Origin of the sequence: Pseudomonas sp. LG1D9 (genome assembly GCF_002949995.1) — a bacterium.
In the GTDB taxonomy this organism is placed as follows: domain Bacteria; phylum Pseudomonadota; class Gammaproteobacteria; order Pseudomonadales; family Pseudomonadaceae; genus Aquipseudomonas; species Aquipseudomonas proteolytica.
Map to the genome: position 1 here is coordinate 370,562 of NZ_CP026881.1, position 18,971 is coordinate 389,532.

An 18,971-nucleotide genomic window follows, 5' to 3' on the forward strand; every position below is an offset into this window, starting at 1 on the left:
AACGCGGGCATTCTGGATAAACGCGTTGCTCTCAGGCTTTTCGCGAGCAAGCTCGCTCCAACAGGGTAAGAGCGGCGCTGAAGTTGGCGCCGACAGTGGAACAACAATAAATAATCACTGTGAGGGCTACCCCATGTCAGAACGTGCTCAACCCCTGGACGCCACACCTGGCGCCACTGTTACCAGCAAGGAGTCGCAAAAGGTCATCTTCGCCTCGTCCCTGGGGACGGTGTTCGAGTGGTATGACTTTTTCCTCTATGGCGCCCTCGCGGCGGTGATCAGCAAGCAATTCTTTGCCGGGGTCAACGACACCACGGCCTTTATCTTCGCCTTGATGGCCTTTGCCGCCGGCTTTGTGGTGCGGCCGTTCGGCGCGCTGGTATTCGGGCGCCTGGGCGACATGATCGGGCGCAAATACACCTTCCTCGCCACCATCGTCCTGATGGGTGTGGCGACCTTCTGCGTGGGCCTGTTGCCCACCTACGCCAGCATCGGCATCGCCGCGCCAATCATCCTGGTAGTGCTGCGCATGCTCCAGGGCCTGGCCCTGGGTGGTGAATACGGGGGGGCCGCAACCTATGTCGCCGAGCACGCCCCGGCCGGCAAGCGCGGCTTCCATACCAGCTGGATTCAATCCACCGCCACCCTCGGCCTGCTGCTGTCGTTGCTGGTGGTGCTGGCCTGCCGTTACTTCACCGGCGATCAGTTTGAAGTCTGGGGCTGGCGCCTGCCGTTCCTGCTGTCCATCGTGCTGCTGGGGATTTCCACCTGGATCCGCTTGAGCCTGCACGAATCCCCCGCGTTCCTGAAAATGAAAGAGGAAGGCAAGGCCAGCAAGGCGCCGATCCGCGAGTCGTTCGGCAACTGGGAAAACCTCAAGGTGGTGTTGATCGCGCTGTTCAGCATCAACGCCGGCCAGGCCGTGACCTTTTATGCAGCGCAGTTCTACGTGCTGTTCTTCCTGACCCAGTTCCTGAAGATGGACCCGGCCCTGGCCAATATGCTGCTGATCATCAGCGTGGTGATTGGCGCGCCGTTCTTTATCTTCTTCGGCTGGCTCTCGGACAAATGGGGGCGCAAACCGGTACTGATGGTCGGCCTGTTGCTGGCCACCGCGCTGTACTTCCCGATCTTCAAGGGCCTGGCTCATTACACCAACCCGGCAATGGACCAGGCCAGCCGCCAGGCTCCGATCACCGTACTGGCGGACCCGGCCACCTGCACCTTCCAGTTCGACCCGGTGGGCAAGGCGCGGTTTGACAGCCCCTGCGACAAGGTCAAGACCTTCCTGGTCAAACAGGGCCTGCCCTATAGCAGCGAAGCAGCACCGGCCGGCAGCGCGGTACAAGTGAGCATCGGCGATGTGCGCATCGATGGCTACGACGAAGACGCCCTGCGCGGCGCCGTGACCCTGGCCGGCTACCCGAAATCGGCGGACGTGGCCCAGGTCAACAAAACCATGGTGGTGGTGTTGATCGTCACCCTGATCCTGATCGCCGCGATGTGCTACGGCCCCCTGGCCGCGCTGATGGTCGAACTGTTCCCGACGCGCATCCGCTACACCTCCATGTCCCTGCCCTACCACATCGGCAATGGCTGGTTTGGCGGGTTCCTGCCGACCGTGTCGTTTGCGTTGGTGGTGTATACCGGCGATATCTTCTACGGGCTGTGGTACCCGGTGGTGATTACCGGGGTGAGCCTGATTGTCGGGCTGGTATGCCTGAAGGAAACCAAGAACGTGGACCTGGATAACAACTGATATCCCCTTGTGGGAGCGGGCTTGCCCGCGATGACGCTGTGTCAGTCACTAGATGTATTGACTGATCCACCGTTATCGCGGGCAAGCCCGCTCCCACATTGGTTTGCGGCGCCCACACAAATTGCTGTATATCCATCCAGATAAAGGTTGCTCAATTCCCTTCTTTTGCCCATCCTTCTCCCATTCAACTGCGTAACGAATGGGCTGACCATGCGGCTGTTCCTCTGTGAAAAACCCTCCCAGGCCAAGGATATTGCGGCCGTGCTCGGTGCCAGGCGCCGGGGCGATGGGTGCTGGCTGGGAACCGACGTCACAGTCACCTGGTGCATCGGCCACCTGCTGGAAACCGCCCCGCCCGATGCCTACGACGCCAAGTACAAGCGCTGGGTGCTGGCCGACCTGCCCATCGTCCCGGAAAAATGGAAGATGACGGTAAAACCCAAGACGGCCAGCCAGTACAAGGCGGTCAAGCGCCTGCTGGGCGAAGCCCGGGAACTGGTGATTGCCACCGACGCCGACCGCGAGGGCGAGATGATCGCCCGGGAGCTGGTGGAGCATTGCCGCTATCGCGGGCCGATCCAGCGTTTGTGGCTGTCTGCACTGGATGACGCCTCGATCCGCAAGGCCCTGGCTTCGTTGAAGCCGGGTGCGGACACCTTCAGCCTCTATCATTCGGCCCTGGGCCGTTCCCGTGCCGATTGGCTGATCGGCATGAACATGAGCCGCCTGTTTACGTTGCTCGGCCGCCAGTCCGGCTATCAAGGCGTGTTGCCGGTGGGCCGCGTACAAACCCCGACCCTGCGCCTGGTGGTGGACCGTGACCGCAGCATTGCCGACTTCGTCCCGGTGGCGTACTGGGCAATCGATGTGCAATTGCTGCATTCGCAGATGAGCTTTATCGCGCAATGGCGCGCCGCCGACGATATCTGTGACGACCAGGGCCGCTGCCTCAACCATAAACGGGCACGGCAGGCGGCGACCGCCATGGGTAACGCGGCCAGCGCACGCCTGGTGAAGCTGCGCACCGAACGCATGCACGAAGTGGCGCCCCTGCCCTTTGACCTGGGCACCCTGCAGGAAATCTGCTCGAAGAAACTCGGCCTCGGCGCCCAGGAAACCCTGGACATTGCCCAGTCCCTCTACGAAACCCACAAGGTCATCACCTACCCACGCAGTGACTGCGGCTACCTGCCCGTAAGCCAGCATGGCGACGCGGCAACGATTCTTGCGGCGTTGGGGCGCGCCGATCCAGCAGTGAGCGCGCTGCTGCCGCACCTCGATGCGCAACGCCGCTCCCGGGCCTGGAACGACGCCAAGGTCAGCGCCCACCACGGTATCATCCCCACCGGCGCCGGCAAGGATCTGGCGCAGTTGACCGGCAAGCACCGCGCCGTCTTCACCTTGATCCGCGCCCGGTACCTGGCGCAGTTCCTGCCCAACCACGAATACGATCGCACCCAGGCGGATTTCGACTGTGCCGGCGAAGCCCTGCGCGCGGTAGGCAAAGTGGTGGTAGAGGCCGGTTGGAAACGCGCCTTGCCCGAAGCCCTGGCTCCGAGCAAAGGCCGCGAAGCACCTGCGCCACAGCCTTTGCCAACCCTGGTACAGGGTGAGGATTACGGGGTGGCGCAGGTCAACCTCAAGGACCTGTGGACCCAGCCGCCCAAGCCCTTTACCGAAGGCGACCTGATCAAGGCGATGAAAAACGTCGCCAAACTGGTGCAAGACCCGCTGCTCAAGCAAAAGCTCAAGGACACCACCGGCATCGGCACCGAGGCGACACGGGCCGGGATTATCCAGGGCCTGCTGGACCGTGGTTACCTGGTAAAAAATGGCAAGGCGTTGTCCGCCACACCGGCAGCCTTCAGCCTGATCGACGCGGTGCCCAGGGCGATTGCCGACCCGGGCACCACCGCGATTTGGGAGCAGGCCCTGGACATGGTGCAAAGTGGTGAGATGAGCCTGGAGGAGTTTGTCGCCAAACAGGCGGCCTGGATGAGCAAGCAAGTGGCCCGCTGCAATGGGATGCAAATGACCATCAGCGGCCCTGCCAGCCCGGCAGGCCGTGGTGCCACCCCTTGGAAAAACAAACGCAAGCCGGCCAAGCGCAAGACCGGCGCCGGCCCGAAACGGGCGGCAACACCGGCAAACAAGGGTTGAAATACCGAAAAAAGGCGCTAATGACGTTTTTCGAGCGGATATACGCCGCTTTGGCTCTTGCTCTGGCGCCAACGGTCTAGGATTCTGTAGGAACTGCCTAATAACAAAACCGGGGTGGCCACCATGAAGACCGTCGCACAGTTGCTCAAGTCCAAGGACCAGAAGAATCAGGAAGTGCATACCATCCAGTGGAATCACACCGTGTTTGAAGCGCTGGTGGTAATGGCAGCGAAGAACGTCGGCGCTTTGCCGGTGGTCAAGGAGGACAAAGTCGTCGGCATCATCAGTGAGCGCGACTACGCGCGCAAACTGATTCTCCATGGACTGTCCTCGACGAGCACACAGGTACACCAAGTGATGAGCTCACCGGCGATCACCGTGGACACCCACAAAAGCGTCGAAGACTGCATGGGCATCATGACCGACGGCCACCTGCGCCACCTACCGGTGGTGGAAGACGGACAACTGCTAGGCCTGCTGTCCATCGGCGACCTGGTCAAGGAAGCCATTGCTGAACAGGCGGCCCTTATCCAGCAGTTGGAGCAGTACATTCGCGGCGAATGACACTCCCAAGCCCCACAAATCCAATGTAGGAGCCGGCTTGCCGGCGATGGCATCACCTCGGTTTCAATCACACACCGTGGTCATGCCATCGCTGGCCAGCCAGCGCCTACAGAAGGGCAAATATCCGACCTGCCAGCACAAAAAATGACGCCCAAGTCACTTTTCCCCGCCCCACCCCCCGCACCGGAATATTTATGTAGTGAGCAAAAATAATCACTACATAACCGTTGACGTAACCATTTTGACCTTGCATGATTCAGACGTCTCCCGGATCGGGAGCGTTGGTAACAAGCGTTTTGAACAAGCTCGTCTGACCGCCGAGCTGTTTTTCCGGATGTGCACTGCCCACAAGGCAGATTGATGAAGCTGACCGAACCGAAAGGCACGGTACAAGAAGCTCAAATGCTACTTGTCTTCGTTATGAAACCATTGCGTAGCAGTTCATCAGAAACACTACATGCATCAGGTTCAAGACCCTGCCCGTATTTGGCAGACCGTTTCTGACGCCCGGTTTTCGCAACCGGAGACAACTAACGTGGATTAACGAATCAACTGAAGATCGCCAACTGGTCAAGGGGCTTACAATGAATCTGAACAACCAACCAACTATCGATGAATTGGCTGAGATGTTCGCAGCGCAGAAAGACACACTCGACGACCATATCCTGTGGATTGGCAAATCGGGCGAAGTGCAAATTGACTGCCTGGCGCCCCATACCGAAGAAGCCGAGTTCGACCGCAATAACCGTGAACTGGCGGCGCGCCTGAAGATGTACCGCCGTGGCCAGGGTTATGTCGGAAAAAAAGCTGCTGCCGATCGCAACTTTATCGAGCAAGTGTTCGACACACTTAACAATGCCTGGGAGTCCTTCAAGGACAACTCGCAAGTTAAAGTAATCGACCGCTACTACTAAGAACTACTCACCCTCTGTAGGAGCTGGCTTGCCAGCGATGACGGTTTAACGATCAACACGGTTGATTGTTAAATAGCTATCGCCGGCAAGTCAGCTCCCACATTTGTTTGTGTCGACTTAAATGCCCGGGAATCGTCCCTTCGCCGCTTCGTCCCGGAAGATATCGAACAGGGCCTGCGCCGCCGCCGAGAGTTCATGCCCAGGCTTGGTCAGCACGCCAATCGGTCGCTCGATCACCGGGTCACGCAAGGTGATGCAATGGGCGCCCGCCTCTTCCATCTGCGGCGCGCACAACGCGGGCACGGCGCTCACGCCCAGGCCACTGGCAACCATCTTGCCCACAGTTGCCAATTGATGGCTTTCCAACGCCACCGGCAGCTTCATCTGCAATGCACCCAGGTGCTCTTCCAGCATCACCCGTACCGTAGAGGGCCGCTGCAAGGTGATGAACGGTTGCGCCAACAGGGTTTTCCAGTCGATTTCGCTCATGTGTGCCAACGCACAATCACCGGGCACTACCGCGACAAAGCGGTCCAGATACAACGGGGTAAAAGCCAGCGACGAACCCGGCGAGGGCTCGAACGCCACACCCAGTTCGACGTGGCGATCGCGGACCATCTCCAGTACCTGCTCGTTGATCAGGTCGTGCACCGTGACATTGACCTGGGGAAACCGCGCGCGAAAGATCTTCAGGATCGGCGGCAGCAGGTTGCCAGCAAACGACGGCATAGCCGCCACCGTCACGCGCCCACGCTGCAACGTAAAACGCTGGCGCAATTCGTCCTCGGCATTGTCCCAGTCGGCAATCAACCGACGAGCCAGGGGCAACAGGGATTCGCCTTCCGGAGTCAGTGCGACGTTGCGCGTATTGCGGCTGAAAAGCCGCCCGCCCAGGCCCTCCTCCAGGCCTTTGATCGTCAGGCTCAGGGCCGACTGGGACAAATGCAGGCGCTCACAGGCGGCGGCAAAACTCAGGGTCTGGGCCACGGCCAGGAAGGCCCGCATCTGTTTAACTGTCATGGCTGTGCTCCACTACCCACTCTATTGTCCCGTTTTTTAAATCAATCAACCTTAAAAAACAACTTAACAAATCAATCCGCCGGCGCAACACTCGGTTCACTGGCTGGACCACAAACAATAAAAGAGGTGCATATGGCAGGTTTCGATAAACGCGTGGCGTCCTATGAAGAAGCGCTGGCAGGCCTGGAAGACGGCATGACCGTACTCTCCGGCGGCTTTGGCCTGTGCGGCATCCCGGAAAACCTCATCGCCGAAATCAAGCGCAAAGGCACCCGCGACCTGACGGTCGTCTCCAACAACTGCGGCGTGGATGGCTTTGGCCTGGGTGTGCTGCTCGAAGAAAAACAGATCAGCAAGGTCATCGCCTCCTACGTCGGTGAAAACGCCCTGTTCGAGAAGCAACTGCTCAGCGGCGAAATCGAAGTGGTGCTGACCCCCCAAGGCACCCTCGCAGAAAAAATGCGCGCAGGCGGCGCCGGCATTCCCGCGTTCTTTACCGCCACCGGTGTGGGCACGCCCGTTGCAGAAGGCAAGGAAACCCGTGAATTCAACGGTCGCCCCTACCTGATGGAAGAGTCCATCACCGGCGACTTCGCCATCGTCAAAGGCTGGAAAGCCGACCATTTCGGCAACGTGATCTACCGCCACACCGCCCAGAACTTCAACCCGCTGGCCGCCACCGCGGGCAAGATCACGGTGGTCGAAGTCGAGGAAATCGTCGAACCGGGCGAGCTGGACCCGGCGCAGATCCACACCCCTGGCATCTACGTCGACCGGATTATCTGCGGCACCTTCGAGAAGCGCATCGAACAGCGCACTGTCCGCAAATAATCTGCCTCCAGCCCGAACAATAAGGACTCATAAAATGGCTCTTACCCGCGAACAAATGGCTCAACGCGTCGCCCGCGAAATGCAGGACGGCTTCTACGTCAACCTCGGCATCGGCATCCCGACCCTTGTGGCCAACTACATTCCCGAAGGCATGGAAGTGATGCTGCAGTCGGAAAACGGCCTGCTGGGCATGGGACCGTTTCCTACCGAAGACACCATTGATGCCGACATGATCAACGCCGGCAAGCAGACCGTCACCGCACGCATCGGTGCGTCGATCTTCTCTTCGGCCGAATCCTTCGCGATGATTCGTGGCGGCCACGTAGACCTCACCGTGCTCGGCGCCTTTGAAGTGGACGTGCACGGCAATATCGCCTCATGGATGATCCCCGGCAAGCTGGTCAAGGGCATGGGCGGTGCCATGGACCTGGTGGCCGGCGCAGAAAACATCATCGTGATCATGACCCACGCCTCCAAGGACGGTGAGTCCAAGTTGCTCAGCCAGTGCAGCCTGCCACTGACCGGTGCCAACTGCATCAAGCGCGTGCTCACGGACCTGGCCTACCTGGAAATCGAAAATGGCGCTTTTGTCCTCAAGGAACGCGCACCTGGCGTCAGCGTTGAAGAGATTGTGAGCAAGACCGCCGGTAAACTGATCGTCCCGGACCACGTTCCAGAAATGCACTTCCAGTGAGGACAGATTCCATGCAAGACGTCGTGATTGTTGCTGCCACCCGCACCGCCGTGGGCAGTTTTCAAGGGGCCCTGGCCGCCATCCCGGCACCGGAACTGGGAGCCGCGGTAATCCGCCGCCTGCTGGAGCAGACGGGCCTGGACCCAGCGCTTGTAGACGAAGTGATCCTTGGCCAAGTGCTGACCGCAGGCTCAGGCCAGAACCCGGCGCGCCAGGCATCGATCCTCGCCGGCCTGCCGCACGCGGTGCCGAGCCTGACCTTGAACAAAGTCTGTGGCTCGGGCCTCAAGGCCTTGCACCTGGGCGCACAGGCCATCCGCTGCGGTGACGCCGAAGTGATCATCGCCGGTGGTATGGAAAACATGAGCCTGGCGCCCTATGTGTTGCCCGCCGCCCGCACCGGCCTGCGCATGGGCCATGCGAAGATGGTCGACAGCATGATCAGCGACGGCCTGTGGGACGCGTTCAACGACTACCACATGGGCATCACCGCCGAGAACCTGGTGGACAAGTACGACATCAGCCGTGAAGCCCAGGACGCCTTTGCCGCCGCTTCCCAGCAGAAAGCGGCGGCCGCCATTGAAGCCGGGCGCTTTGCCGACGAAATCACGCCGATCCTGATCCCCCAGCGTAAAGGCGACCCGATTGCCTTTGCCGTGGACGAACAGCCTCGCGCCGGCACCACCGCCCAATCCCTGGGCAAGCTCAAGCCAGCCTTCAAGAAGGACGGTAGCGTCACCGCCGGCAACGCGTCGAGCCTCAATGACGGCGCCGCTGCGGTACTGCTGATGAGCGCCGATAAAGCCAAGGAACTGGGCCTGCCAGTGCTGGCACGGATCGCCAGCTACGCCAACGCGGGTGTCGATCCGGCGATCATGGGCATCGGCCCGGTGTCCGCGACCCGGCGCTGCCTGGACAAGGCCGGCTGGCAGTTGGCCGAGCTGGACCTGATCGAGGCCAACGAAGCCTTCGCCGCACAGGCGCTGGCAGTTGGCAAGGAGCTGGAGTGGGACGCGGCCAAGGTCAACGTCAACGGTGGCGCCATTGCCATCGGCCACCCGATTGGCGCATCAGGCTGCCGCGTACTGGTGACCTTGCTGCATGAAATGATCAAGCGCGATGCCAAGAAAGGCCTGGCCACCTTGTGCATCGGCGGCGGCCAGGGCGTGGCATTGGCCCTTGAGCGCGACTGATTCAACGAGCAACATGGAAAAGGCCCGGCTCCACGAAAAGCCGGGCCTTTTTTTGCCTATCTGATTTGCGCTGTCGCGCAGCAAACTGGCCCCCTTGTGGCGAGCGGGCTTGCCCCGCTCGCCACAAGGGGGACGCGCACGACTCGACAATGTACATAAAGCAGCGCTGTAACAGCTTTGCGGCTAGCTACACAGCGGCCTGGGGCACGGCGAATACCGCATTGGCTCGCACTACGACCTTTTCCCCCACCTGCAGGCTGACCGTGGCAAACGCCATCTGCCGTCCGCGTTTGTGATGTTCCAACCGTACTTCGATCCAATCGCCAACCTGCACCGCCCCCAGATAATCGAGGGTCATGCTCGCGGTGATCAGCGGCAACGGCGGATCGCTGGAGAACGCCATGGCATAGCCCATGCCGACATCCGCCAGGGTTGCCAATACGCCACCGTGCACCGTGCCGCGCCCGTTGGCATGGCGGTGGTCGGCACGCAGGCCCAGTTGCAACTGCAGGCCCTCGCCGCGGCAATACACCGGGCCCAGCAAGTCAAGGAGCGGGCTGCTGCGAGATAAGGGGGCAAAACCTTCAGGGGTATCCGTCATGGTGGATCTTCCTTGTGATAAGGCATGAGGTTTAACCCGCGCCGGTCGATGCAGCCAGCATGATCAACCGGGTAAATCTGTGCCGATAAGCCCACGCCCACTTTGCGTTCGCCGGGCAAACCGGCTTTAATCGCCGCGCACTTTATCCCGCACACTGAAGGAGACGTAATGCGCCATCTGGAAGGCAGATCTACTGCGTTGATGTTTTTGGCCGCCCTGCTGCTTGGCGGCTGTTCGCCCAAGGAGTATTCCGAAGCCACACAGATCAATGGCGAACAGGGCCGGGCCGGCGCGCAATTGGCCTATGAACACGAGCTGAGCCTGGCGATGCCGGTTGCCCTGCTGGCACCGCGCATGCAGGCCACGCGCCAAGCCTGTGAGTCGGCGCAGTTCGGCGCCTGCAACATCCTGCGTATCGAAGAAAACAGCGACGGCGGCATGATTGTGTTGCGCATCGCCCCCAGCGGGGTCGAGCCGTTGGTGAGCATGGCGGCCGAGGGCGGGCAACTGGGCCAGCGCATCACCAGCGCCGAGGACTTGGCCGACGCAGTGGCCGATGTACGCCGCCGCCAGGAGCGTTTGCAGGCCCAGCAGAAACGCCTGGATGAGCTGGCCGCGCGCAAGGACATCACCGTGGGCGACTTGATCACCCTCACCAAGGAACAAGCCGCCATCGAAAACGAGCTGCAGGAACTGGCGCAGATCGCCGCCGGCCAGCAGCGACGCCTGGACACCAACCGCGTGACCCTGAACTTCCGCCCATCCGACGGCGAGCATCAGCAATCACGTTTCGCGCGCATGTTCGGCAACTTGGGCGACAACCTGGTCGACGGCACTGCCGACGCCCTGGAGCGCTCAAGCTACGTGCTGCCGTTCGTGATCCTCGCGTTCCCGGTGTTGTGGCTGTGGGTCTGGCTGTGGCGCAAGCTGGTCAAGCGCCGCCCTTGACCTTAGCGTTTCATGCAGCGTTGGTACCGCTCATCCACGCGCTGGGCGAACCAGGCTGTGGTGAGGTTGCGGGTGATCTTCGGGCTCTTGAGCACAATCCCTGGCAGGATCGCCCGTGGCAAGGGCTTGCCTTCGGCTTTCTCGGCCAGGGCATAGACCCGCTGATACAGGGTGGTCTCTTCAAAGTCCAGGCGATCGCCCTGCTCCAACTGGCTGCGAATGCTCGGGTTGCGCATGTCCAGCTTCTTGCCCAATGAGCGCACCGCCAGTTCGGTGGTGCCGGGCATGATCGAACCGTAGCGGATCAAATCGCCATCCAGCGCCAGGCGGGTCCCGGAAGCACGGCTGACAGCGGCCTGGAACGCCGCATTGCGGCTGGCGTACCAACCAGCATTGAAGTCGGCAAAGCGGTACAGCGGCTGCTCGTAGCTCACCGGATAACCGAGCAGATGGGCGATACCGAAGTACATCCCACCACGCCGGGTGAACACTTCCCGACGAATACTTCCATCTACGGTGTAGGGATAATCCCGGGCCTGTTTCTCGGCGAAGGCAATGCTCACCTGCATCGGGCCTGCGGTATGCACCGGGTTGAAACTGCCAAACAAGGTGCGGCCCAACGGCACGGTGCCGATAAAGTCGTCAAAGATCCCACTCAGGTCCTTCTCGGTACGCGCAGCGCTTAGCCGGTCGGCGTAGGACTTGCCCGTGGGCGAACGCAGTTGCAGCGCGGTGCGCACCAGCACGGCCGGCACATGCACCTTGGCCGCACGCTTGAGGATTTCATCTTGGGCGATCTTGCCCATGTTCGGCACCGGCGGGTCGACCTGATAGGTGGACTCTTGCTCAGTCACCGCCAGTACCGCACAGATATTCTCGGTGCTGGGGTAGATCTTCTGGCTGTCGAACGCCGTGTAGATATCCTGGGCCCAGCCGGCGCGATCCGCCACCTTGGCCGGCATCAGCCGCACGATCTGCGCCTTGACCTCGGTTTCACTGCGTTCTGGAAGTGGCTGGCTGCGTTGGGTTGAGCAGCCGGCCAGCACCAGCAAGGTGGTCAGGCAGAGAGTCAGCCGGGATGAAAGCATGCGGGGGGTGTCCTGTGAGTCGGTGGATCTGACCACTATCTCACAACCCCCCACCCCATGTAGGAGCCGGGATCAGATGCCGGCGAGCGCCAGGTCCATCGCAAAGTAGGTGAAGATCAGGTCCGCACCGGCGCGCTTGATCGAACCCAGGGTCTCGCGCACCACACGGGCTTCGTCGATGGCACCGGCTTGGGCGCCGAACTTGATCATCGCGTACTCGCCACTGACCTGGTACGCCGCCACGGGCAAGCGCGAGGCTTCGCGGATGTCGCGGATGATGTCCAGGTACGCACCGGCCGGCTTGACCATCAGCGAGTCGGCACCTTCCTGCTCATCGAGCAGGGATTCGCGCACGGCTTCGCGGCGGTTCATCGGGTTCATCTGGTAGCTTTTGCGGTCGCCCTTCAGCGCGCTGCCGCCCGCCTCGCGGAACGGGCCATACAGGGCCGAAGCGAATTTGGTGGAGTACGCCATGATCGGGATATGGGTGAAGCCCGCCGCATCGAGTGCCCGGCGAATGGCCTGGACCTGGCCGTCCATCGCTGCCGAAGGCGCGATCACATCGGCGCCGGCGCGGGCTGCCGCTACGGCTTGCTTGCCCAGGTTGGCGAGGGTGCGGTCGTTGTCCACTTCATTGCCGTGCATCACGCCGCAATGGCCATGGTCGGTGTATTCGCAGAAGCAGGTGTCGGACATCACGATCATCTCCGGCACCGCATCCTTGCAGATCGCCGACATGCGCGAGACCAGACCGCGCTCGTTCCAGGTGTCGCTGCCGCTGGCGTCCAGGTGATGGGACACGCCAAACGTCATCACCGACTTGATCCCGGCGCGGGCGAAGCGCTCGATTTCACTGGCCAGTTTCGATTCGGGGATACGCATCACACCGGGCATGCTGGTAATGGGCACGAAATCGTCGATTTCTTCTTCGACGAAGATCGGCAATACCAGGTCGTTGAGGGTGAATTCGGTTTCCTGGAACAGGCTGCGCAACTCGGGGGAACGGCGCAGGCGGCGGGAGCGGGCTTCGGGGAACTGGCTGGACATGGGTTTTCCTACAATTTCCTACAAAAAGGGCCATGGCACGTGGCAAGGCCGCTAGCTTAAGGGCGAAAGCTTATGCCTGGATTGACCGAGAGCACAAATACCGTGGCCATAACGGTGTTTTGCTATTCCCGTAACAATATGCCTTCGGCTTTGGGATCAAGCTGGCGGCCCATAACCGTTAAAGGCTCAGGCTGCCTTCGATACACACCGAGACGGCGCCGCCAATCCAGATCTCATCCCCTTGCTGCTGCACCCGAATACGCCCGGCGCGGCCCATGGCCGTACCCTGGCTGACCACGTACTGGCTGGGGGCCAGGCCTTCACCCAACAGCCATTGGGCCACGCCGGCATTCAGGCTGCCGGTGGCCGGGTCCTCAGGCGCCCCGTCGCCGGCAATAAACCCGCGCACTTCAAACTGCGCATCCACATCGTCGCGGCTCGGATCGCACGGGGCAACCACGCCCACTGCCAACCCGAGCAGCTTCGAATAGTCCGGCTGCAAGTCCAGCACCGCCTGCCGGTCCGCCAACATCAGCGCCAGCCAGCCGGCACCGTTATCGACCCATTGGCTGCGTACAATCGCCTCGGGTTCAAGGTTGAGGGCCACGCGCACACGCTCCAACAGCTCGGCATCCAGCGGCCCTGAGCGCAGCAAGGGTGGTGCGATGAACGCCAGTTCCTGGCCCTGGCGGCGGATGCGCACCAGGCCGATCTCGCACTCCTGGATGATCTCGCTGCCCCGGGGCACGCCACCGGCTTGCAGCCACGCATGGCAACTGCCCAGGGTCGGATGGCCGGCGAAGGGCAATTCCTGCGTGGTCGTAAAAATACGCACCCGGTAGTCAGCGCGCGGGTCGCGCGGTTGCAGCAGGAACGTGGTCTCGCTCAGGTTGGTCCACTGGGCGAAGTCCGCCATCTGCTGGTCGCTGAGGCAATCGGCGCCCAGCACCACGGCCAATGGGTTGCCCTTGAGGGCCACGCTGCTGAAAACATCAAGTTGCTTGAAATCGAAAGTCGGCATGGGTCAGCTCGGAATATTCAGGCCACGAATCACCGCCGGTCGGGCAACAAAGCCGTCCAGCGCGCGCAGTACATTGGGGAAATCGCTGATGCCCACCAGATCGCCTGACTCATAGAAACCGATCAGGTTGCGGATCCAGGGGAAGGTCGCGATATCGGCGATGGTGTACTCATCGCCCATGATCCAACTACGGCCCAGCAGGCGTTTTTCCAAAACCTCCAACAGGCGCCGGGCTTCAGCCGCATAGCGGTCGCGGGGGCGTTTGTCTTCGTAGGCCTTGCCGGCAAATTTATTAAAGAACCCCACCTGGCCGAACATCGGCCCGATCCCGGCCATCTGGAACATCAGCCATTGCAGGGTTTCGTAGCGCGCGGCGGGCGCCTGGGGCAGCAGTTGCGCGGTTTTTTCCGCCAGGTAGATCAGGATCGCCCCCGACTCGAACAACGCCAGCGGTTCACCGCCCGGGCCGTTGGGGTCGATGATCGCCGGGATCTTGTTGTTGGGGTTCAACGACAGGAACTCGGGCGAGAACTGGTCCTGGGTGTCGAAGCTGACTTTATGCGCCTCATACGCCAGGCCCAGCTCTTCGAGTATGATCGAGACCTTGACGCCATTGGGGGTGGGCAACGAGTACAACTGCAGGCGCTCGGGATGCCGGGCTGGCCATTTGGTAATAATCGGAAACGCCGCGAGTGAAATCATCGATATACCCCAAGCTGAGAAAAACCCATGATAGCGATCTAGCGGCCAGGCTGCATTGGTCTTCAATCCGCAACATCGGGTCGCTAATCTCGGGTCCCAGCGAACCAAAACGCTATAGCGCACTCTTAGAAACGCTTGAACGGTTGAATGGAGGCATACCGCCACACTCATGGAAACCGCACGATGCTTGGAGCGTCGCTGTGGCTGGGCCTTGCGGTCTTGATCCGAAGCACTGAAGACTCGAAAACCAATGAAAATCAAGCCTTTGTGCCTTGGCAAACGTTTCAAACAATATGCTTATTACGTGTTACCGATGTTCTTTGTAGGCGGCGCCTTGATGCTGGCCTTCGAAGCCCGCGAAAGCAGTGCCGAACCGAAGAACGGCGTACAGACCCTGGTGTTCCTGCGCCATGGCGAAAAACCCGCTGGCGGCCTGGGCCAACTCAATTGCCAGGGCCTCAACCGCGCGATGAACCTGGCCACCGTACTGCCGGAAAAATTCGGCGCCGCCGATTTTGTATTCGCGGCCAACCCGACGCGTAATGTCGAGGAAGGCGAATTCGACAACTCCTACAGCTACATCCGGCCTTTGATGACCATCAGCCCCAGCGCGATCAAACTTGGGTTGCCGGTGAACATCGAGTTTTCGGCCAACGATACCAGCGACCTGGCGGACGAGCTGATGGAGGACAAGTACCACAACTCCACCATCTACACCGCCTGGTCCCACGGTTACCTGCCGGAACTGATCAACAAGGTGGCGAGCGAAGCGGTCGGCGAGAAGTACACCATCACCGAAGACTGGTCCGGCGGCGACTTCGACACCCTGTACGTGTTGACCCTGACCTGGCAGAACGGCAAGGCCAGCCTGCTCAGCCGCAACTACAAGCAAGGGCTGGATAACGGCTTGCAGACCTGCCCGGATGCGACGCACGTAAACGCTGACAGCTGACCTTACCGGCGACTGCGTCCCGCGTGACACACCGCTATCGCCGGCAAGCCGGCTCCTACTGGGGGCGGGACCGCGTATGATGCGTCGCTATCGACTTATCTGCGGATCCTGACCATGTCTAACCTCACCTCTGCCAGCCCTGTACGCGGCTGGTCCTTCTGGTGGAAGCCGGCGCTGTTCCTGTTGGTCGCCTGCGTCGGCCTGTATTACGTGAAGTGGTCGCCCTACTACTTCAAGGCGTTCGTTGCGGCAGACAGCCACAGCATCGGCAACTCGATCCTCAACGATCAACAAGGCTCGCCATTGGCGGCGGCCCTGGCCTATGCCCAGGTGTATTTCCTGGCAATCTGGAAAGCCGCCGTGCTGGCGGTGATTCTCGGATCGTTGCTGCAAGTGTTGATTCCACGGGACTGGCTGTTACGCCTGTTCGGGCGCGCCGGGCTTGGTTCCACGGTACGCGGCGGGTTGTTCGCCCTGCCGGGCATGATGTGCAGTTGCTGCGCCGCCCCCGTGGCGGCGGGGATGCGTCGTCAGCAAGTGTCGGTGGGCGCTGCCCTGGCGTTCTGGATGGGCAACCCGGTACTCAACCCGGCGACCCTGGTGTTCATGGGCTTTGTCCTGGGCTGGGACTTTGCCGCACTGCGGCTGGTGGCCGGGATCGTGTTGGTGATCGGTGTGGCGCTGATCGCCCAACGCATCGCACGCCCGGAGCAGGTGCCGGAAGTGGCGCTGGAGGCCGTGGCCAACGTCAGCGGCGCCGACAGCCAGCCCTTCCTCACCCGCTGGCTGCGCACCTTATGGCAGTTGTTCTGGAGCACCATCCCGGTGTACATCCTGGCGGTGTTGCTGCTGGGCGCGGCACGGGTATGGCTGTTCCCCCATGTGGACGGGGCGATGGCCGACAGCCTGGTTTGGCTGGTGCCCCTGGCGATTGTCGGCACCCTGTTTGTGATTCCCACCGCGGCGGAAATCCCGATTGTGCAGACCATGATGGCCCTGGGCCTGGGGACCGGGCCAGCGGTGGCCCTGTTGATGACCCTGCCGAGCGTGAGCCTGCCGTCGCTGTTGATGCTGCGCAAGGATTTCGATACACGGGTGCTGGTGACAGTGGCCGGGCTGACCATGTTGATGGGTGTGGTGTGTGGGTTGGTGGCGGTGGTCGTGCTGTAGGGTTGGGCATCGCCGCATAGGTATGCTGCTGAAAGGGCTCCTGTGGCGAGCGGGCTTGTCGGAACGCCGCATCGCCACGGGGACAGTCGTCAGCACCCGCGCCGGGCACCACGCTCGCGCAAATACTCCAGCACTGCCCCCTGCTCCCCGGCGAATTCGATGCGGGCGCCCTTCTTCTCACGCTGGAAGGCATACATCGGGTCGTAGTATTCGCGCAGCAACCCTTCGATCCACGCACGATGCAGATCCACCGCGCCGCTGCGCGCCTGTTCTTCCAGGGCCTGCTGCAGGATGCCCTGCAACCGCTGGAACCGTTCGCCCCCCAGGCGCTTGTGGATATTGCCCAGGCTCTCGGTCAGGCGCTGCGCAAACACCTGCTGGCCCGACTCACCAAACACGCTGACAAACTCGGCGCACAGGTCCACCACATAATCGCCCAGGATTCGCTCGACCCGCCCCGCCAGGCTATCTTCCAACCACACCATCGGGAATGCCTGCATGCCTTTGTGCAAGGCCAGGGGCAGCGCACAACTGCCAATCATGCGGCTTTCATCCTCGACCACGAATTGCTCGATACCCTGGTCGCGTTTTTTCAGCAGATCAACCCCCAGGCGGTTCTCGAAATCGATGTTGGAGGGCTGTGCGGTAGCGCGCTTGCCGAAGCTGGAACCCCGGTGATTGGCGTGCCCTTCCAGATCCAGCGCATTGCGCAACTGGCCGAGGACTTCGGTTTTCCCAGTGCCGGTCATGCCGCCCAGCAGGACGAAGTCGCACTCGCGGGTAGCGCGCTCGACCGTATCGAGCAAAAAGCTGCGCATAGCCTTGTAGCCACCACCGACCCGCGGATAGTCGATACCCGCCTCGCGTAGCCATTGCTGGACAATCTGCGAGCGCAAGCCGCCGCGAAAGCAATACAGGTAGCCCTCAGGATGGGCACGCGCGAACTGTGCCCACTGCTCGACACGTTCAGCCTTTGTCGCCCCGGACACCATCTGATGGCCCATTACAATCGCCGCCTGTTGCCCCTGCTGCTTATAGCAAGTGCCCACCCGCTGGCGTTCGTCATCGTTCATCAACGGTAGATTGACCACCCCGGGGAACGCACCCTTGACGAATTCGACCGGTGCGCGGGTATCCATCATCGGGCGGTCGTTGAGAAAGATGTCGCGGTAATCGGTGATGTCGCTGGGCATCAAGACACCTCTACCGCGTTGCTCTGTCGCTCGACCAACTGGCCAATGGGCGCCAGGTTCAAGCCCAGTTCGACCGCTACCGCAAGAAACTCGGCTTCGCCCTCTGGCGTGACAGCCACCAGCAGCCCGCCACTGGTCTGCGGGTCGCACAACACACGCTTGTGCAACTCATTGATACGGCCCAACTGGCCCGAATAGCTGTCGAAGTTGCGCAACGTACCGCCCGGCACACAGCCCTGGTCCAGGTAGTACTCGACCCCCGGCAGGCGTGGGACTTTTTCGTAGTCGATCAGGGCAGTCAAACCGCTGCCGTCGGCCATTTCCACCAGGTGCCCGAGCAGGCCGAAACCGGTCACGTCAGTCATGGCGCTGACCCCGGCCAGTTTGCCAAAGCGGCTGCCGGGTTTGTTGAGGGTGCACATCCAGTCCCGCGCCAGCCCGATATCGGCTTCGCGCAATTTGCCCTTCTTCTCGGCGGTGGTGAGGATGCCGATACCCAGGGGTTTGGTCAGGTACAAGCGGCAGCCAGCGGTGGCGGTGTCGTTGCGCTTCATATGGCGCTTGTGCACCAGCCCGGTGACGGCCAGGCCGAAGATCGGCTCCGGGGCGTCGATGGAGTGGCCACCGGCCAGGGGAATGCCGGCCGCGTCGCACACCGAGCGGCCACCGCGGATCACTTCCCGGGCGATTTCCGGGGCCAGTACATTGACCGGCCAACCAAGAATGGCAATGGCCATCAACGGGTCGCCACCCATGGCGTAGATATCGCTGATGGCGTTGGTGGCAGCAATGCGCCCGAAATCGAAGGGATCGTCGACGATAGGCATGAAAAAGTCAGTGGTGGAAACCACGCCGCGCTCGTCGTCGATCGCGTACACCGCGGCGTCGTCACGCGAGGCATTGCCCACCCAAAGGTTGGGGTCGAGGTTCTGCGCGCCGCTGCCGGCGAGGATCACTTCCAGCACCTGCGGCGAAATCTTGCAGCCGCAACCGGCACCGTGGCTGTACTGGGTCAGGCGAATCGGCTCGTTCATGGTGGACCTCAAACTATCAAGTGCGCGAAGTCTAACAGACAGCAAAAAGCCGGCTGGGCTCTTGGGAGCACAGCCGGCTT

General features: G+C 61.5%; 18 protein-coding genes. 10 read left to right on the top strand and 8 right to left on the bottom strand.

Going from position 1 to position 18,971, the window contains the following annotated elements:
* Positions 1-133: 133 nt before the first annotated feature.
* The 4 genes from C5F71_RS01685 to C5F71_RS01700 all read left to right on the top strand — a co-directional run bounded on the left by C5F71_RS01685 (position 134) and on the right by C5F71_RS01700 (position 5,397).
* Positions 134-1,759: an MFS transporter gene (locus tag C5F71_RS01685; RefSeq protein ID WP_104910450.1), complete on the top strand. Its 1,626-nt coding sequence runs from the start codon at positions 134-136 to the stop codon at positions 1,757-1,759.
* Between the two features lie 210 nt (positions 1,760-1,969).
* Positions 1,970-3,919 carry a DNA topoisomerase III gene (locus C5F71_RS01690; RefSeq protein WP_104910451.1) on the top strand — a complete coding sequence of 650 codons (1,950 nt, stop codon included), beginning with the start codon at positions 1,970-1,972 and terminating at the stop codon, positions 3,917-3,919.
* Between the two features lie 123 nt (positions 3,920-4,042).
* Positions 4,043-4,483, top strand: coding sequence for a CBS domain-containing protein (locus C5F71_RS01695; RefSeq protein ID WP_029296577.1), 441 nt, complete (start codon positions 4,043-4,045; stop codon positions 4,481-4,483).
* Between the two features lie 584 nt (positions 4,484-5,067).
* Positions 5,068-5,397, top strand: coding sequence for a hypothetical protein (locus C5F71_RS01700; protein WP_029296579.1), 330 nt, complete (start codon positions 5,068-5,070; stop codon positions 5,395-5,397).
* 117 nt (positions 5,398-5,514) lie between these two features.
* Here C5F71_RS01700 and C5F71_RS01705 read toward each other — a convergent pair whose 3' ends face one another.
* Positions 5,515-6,417: a LysR family transcriptional regulator gene (locus C5F71_RS01705; protein WP_104910452.1), complete on the bottom strand. Its 903-nt coding sequence runs from the start codon at positions 6,415-6,417 to the stop codon at positions 5,515-5,517.
* 132 nt (positions 6,418-6,549) lie between these two features.
* On the opposite strand from C5F71_RS01705, the gene C5F71_RS01710 reads away from it, so the two are divergent.
* From C5F71_RS01710 to C5F71_RS01720, 3 genes are read left to right on the top strand one after another with little or no spacing between them, the layout of a single operon-like run.
* Positions 6,550-7,248 carry a CoA transferase subunit A gene (locus C5F71_RS01710; RefSeq protein WP_010211319.1) on the top strand — a complete coding sequence of 233 codons (699 nt, stop codon included), beginning with the start codon at positions 6,550-6,552 and terminating at the stop codon, positions 7,246-7,248.
* A 34-nt stretch (positions 7,249-7,282) separates the two neighbouring features.
* On the top strand, positions 7,283-7,942 hold the full coding sequence (locus C5F71_RS01715) for a CoA transferase subunit B (protein WP_027603173.1): 660 nt from the start codon (positions 7,283-7,285) through the stop codon (positions 7,940-7,942).
* Between the two features lie 11 nt (positions 7,943-7,953).
* Positions 7,954-9,135 (top strand): acetyl-CoA C-acetyltransferase, encoded by a 1,182-nt coding sequence (locus tag C5F71_RS01720; RefSeq protein ID WP_104910453.1) that lies wholly within the window; start codon positions 7,954-7,956, stop codon positions 9,133-9,135.
* A gap of 187 nt (positions 9,136-9,322) precedes the next feature.
* Here the strand turns inward: C5F71_RS01720 and C5F71_RS01725 are convergent, their stop codons facing one another.
* Positions 9,323-9,736, bottom strand: a complete 414-nt coding sequence (locus tag C5F71_RS01725) for a PaaI family thioesterase (RefSeq protein WP_070995677.1) — start codon at positions 9,734-9,736, stop codon at positions 9,323-9,325.
* 168 nt (positions 9,737-9,904) lie between these two features.
* Here C5F71_RS01725 and C5F71_RS01730 point away from each other — a divergent pair, with 168 nt between their 5' ends.
* Positions 9,905-10,684 carry a DUF4349 domain-containing protein gene (locus tag C5F71_RS01730; protein ID WP_029296591.1) on the top strand — a complete coding sequence of 260 codons (780 nt, stop codon included), beginning with the start codon at positions 9,905-9,907 and terminating at the stop codon, positions 10,682-10,684.
* A 2-nt stretch (positions 10,685-10,686) separates the two neighbouring features.
* On the opposite strand, the gene C5F71_RS01735 is transcribed toward C5F71_RS01730, so the two are convergent.
* The 4 genes from C5F71_RS01735 to C5F71_RS01750 form a co-directional block, all read right to left on the bottom strand.
* Complete coding sequence (locus tag C5F71_RS01735) at positions 10,687-11,772, bottom strand: DUF1615 domain-containing protein (protein WP_104910454.1); 1,086 nt, start codon at positions 11,770-11,772, stop codon at positions 10,687-10,689.
* 72 nt (positions 11,773-11,844) lie between these two features.
* Positions 11,845-12,819 (bottom strand): porphobilinogen synthase, encoded by a 975-nt coding sequence (gene hemB / locus C5F71_RS01740; protein WP_029296595.1) that lies wholly within the window; start codon positions 12,817-12,819, stop codon positions 11,845-11,847.
* A 178-nt stretch (positions 12,820-12,997) separates the two neighbouring features.
* Positions 12,998-13,840, bottom strand: coding sequence for a PhzF family phenazine biosynthesis protein (locus tag C5F71_RS01745; RefSeq protein ID WP_029296596.1), 843 nt, complete (start codon positions 13,838-13,840; stop codon positions 12,998-13,000).
* 3 nt (positions 13,841-13,843) lie between these two features.
* Positions 13,844-14,542, bottom strand: a complete 699-nt coding sequence (locus C5F71_RS01750; protein WP_104910455.1) for a glutathione S-transferase N-terminal domain-containing protein — start codon at positions 14,540-14,542, stop codon at positions 13,844-13,846.
* A gap of 250 nt (positions 14,543-14,792) precedes the next feature.
* On the opposite strand from C5F71_RS01750, the gene C5F71_RS01755 reads away from it, so the two are divergent.
* Positions 14,793-15,494, top strand: a complete 702-nt coding sequence (locus tag C5F71_RS01755; protein ID WP_029296600.1) for a hypothetical protein — start codon at positions 14,793-14,795, stop codon at positions 15,492-15,494.
* Positions 15,495-15,608: 114 nt separating this feature from the next.
* Positions 15,609-16,664 carry a permease gene (locus C5F71_RS01760; protein WP_029296602.1) on the top strand — a complete coding sequence of 352 codons (1,056 nt, stop codon included), beginning with the start codon at positions 15,609-15,611 and terminating at the stop codon, positions 16,662-16,664.
* An 89-nt stretch (positions 16,665-16,753) separates the two neighbouring features.
* Here the strand turns inward: C5F71_RS01760 and mnmH are convergent, their stop codons facing one another.
* Together mnmH and selD are read right to left on the bottom strand one after the other, a co-directional pair.
* Entirely contained in the window at positions 16,754-17,857 is a 1,104-nt protein-coding gene (gene mnmH / locus C5F71_RS01765) for a tRNA 2-selenouridine(34) synthase MnmH (RefSeq protein ID WP_104910456.1), read from the bottom strand.
* Positions 17,857-18,891 carry a selenide, water dikinase SelD gene (selD, locus tag C5F71_RS01770; protein WP_104910457.1) on the bottom strand — a complete coding sequence of 345 codons (1,035 nt, stop codon included), beginning with the start codon at positions 18,889-18,891 and terminating at the stop codon, positions 17,857-17,859. Before selD ends, mnmH begins: the two co-directional genes overlap by 1 nt.
* Between the last annotated feature and the right edge of the window lie 80 nt (positions 18,892-18,971).

Coding starts and splice junctions, on each gene's coding strand:
- C5F71_RS01690 (WP_104910451.1), top strand. CDS start 1,970: ATGCGGCTGTTCCTCTGTGAAAAACCCTCCCAGGCCAAGGATATTGCG.
- C5F71_RS01745 (WP_029296596.1), bottom strand. CDS start 13,840: ATGCCGACTTTCGATTTCAAGCAACTTGATGTTTTCAGCAGCGTGGCC.
- C5F71_RS01700 (WP_029296579.1), top strand. CDS start 5,068: ATGAATCTGAACAACCAACCAACTATCGATGAATTGGCTGAGATGTTC.
- C5F71_RS01720 (WP_104910453.1), top strand. CDS start 7,954: ATGCAAGACGTCGTGATTGTTGCTGCCACCCGCACCGCCGTGGGCAGT.
- selD (WP_104910457.1), bottom strand. CDS start 18,891: ATGAACGAGCCGATTCGCCTGACCCAGTACAGCCACGGTGCCGGTTGC.
- C5F71_RS01725 (WP_070995677.1), bottom strand. CDS start 9,736: ATGACGGATACCCCTGAAGGTTTTGCCCCCTTATCTCGCAGCAGCCCG.
- C5F71_RS01715 (WP_027603173.1), top strand. CDS start 7,283: ATGGCTCTTACCCGCGAACAAATGGCTCAACGCGTCGCCCGCGAAATG.
- C5F71_RS01735 (WP_104910454.1), bottom strand. CDS start 11,772: ATGCTTTCATCCCGGCTGACTCTCTGCCTGACCACCTTGCTGGTGCTG.
- C5F71_RS01750 (WP_104910455.1), bottom strand. CDS start 14,542: ATGATTTCACTCGCGGCGTTTCCGATTATTACCAAATGGCCAGCCCGG.
- C5F71_RS01730 (WP_029296591.1), top strand. CDS start 9,905: ATGCGCCATCTGGAAGGCAGATCTACTGCGTTGATGTTTTTGGCCGCC.
- C5F71_RS01705 (WP_104910452.1), bottom strand. CDS start 6,417: ATGACAGTTAAACAGATGCGGGCCTTCCTGGCCGTGGCCCAGACCCTG.
- C5F71_RS01710 (WP_010211319.1), top strand. CDS start 6,550: ATGGCAGGTTTCGATAAACGCGTGGCGTCCTATGAAGAAGCGCTGGCA.
- C5F71_RS01755 (WP_029296600.1), top strand. CDS start 14,793: ATGAAAATCAAGCCTTTGTGCCTTGGCAAACGTTTCAAACAATATGCT.
- C5F71_RS01685 (WP_104910450.1), top strand. CDS start 134: ATGTCAGAACGTGCTCAACCCCTGGACGCCACACCTGGCGCCACTGTT.
- mnmH (WP_104910456.1), bottom strand. CDS start 17,857: ATGCCCAGCGACATCACCGATTACCGCGACATCTTTCTCAACGACCGC.
- C5F71_RS01695 (WP_029296577.1), top strand. CDS start 4,043: ATGAAGACCGTCGCACAGTTGCTCAAGTCCAAGGACCAGAAGAATCAG.
- hemB (WP_029296595.1), bottom strand. CDS start 12,819: ATGTCCAGCCAGTTCCCCGAAGCCCGCTCCCGCCGCCTGCGCCGTTCC.
- C5F71_RS01760 (WP_029296602.1), top strand. CDS start 15,609: ATGTCTAACCTCACCTCTGCCAGCCCTGTACGCGGCTGGTCCTTCTGG.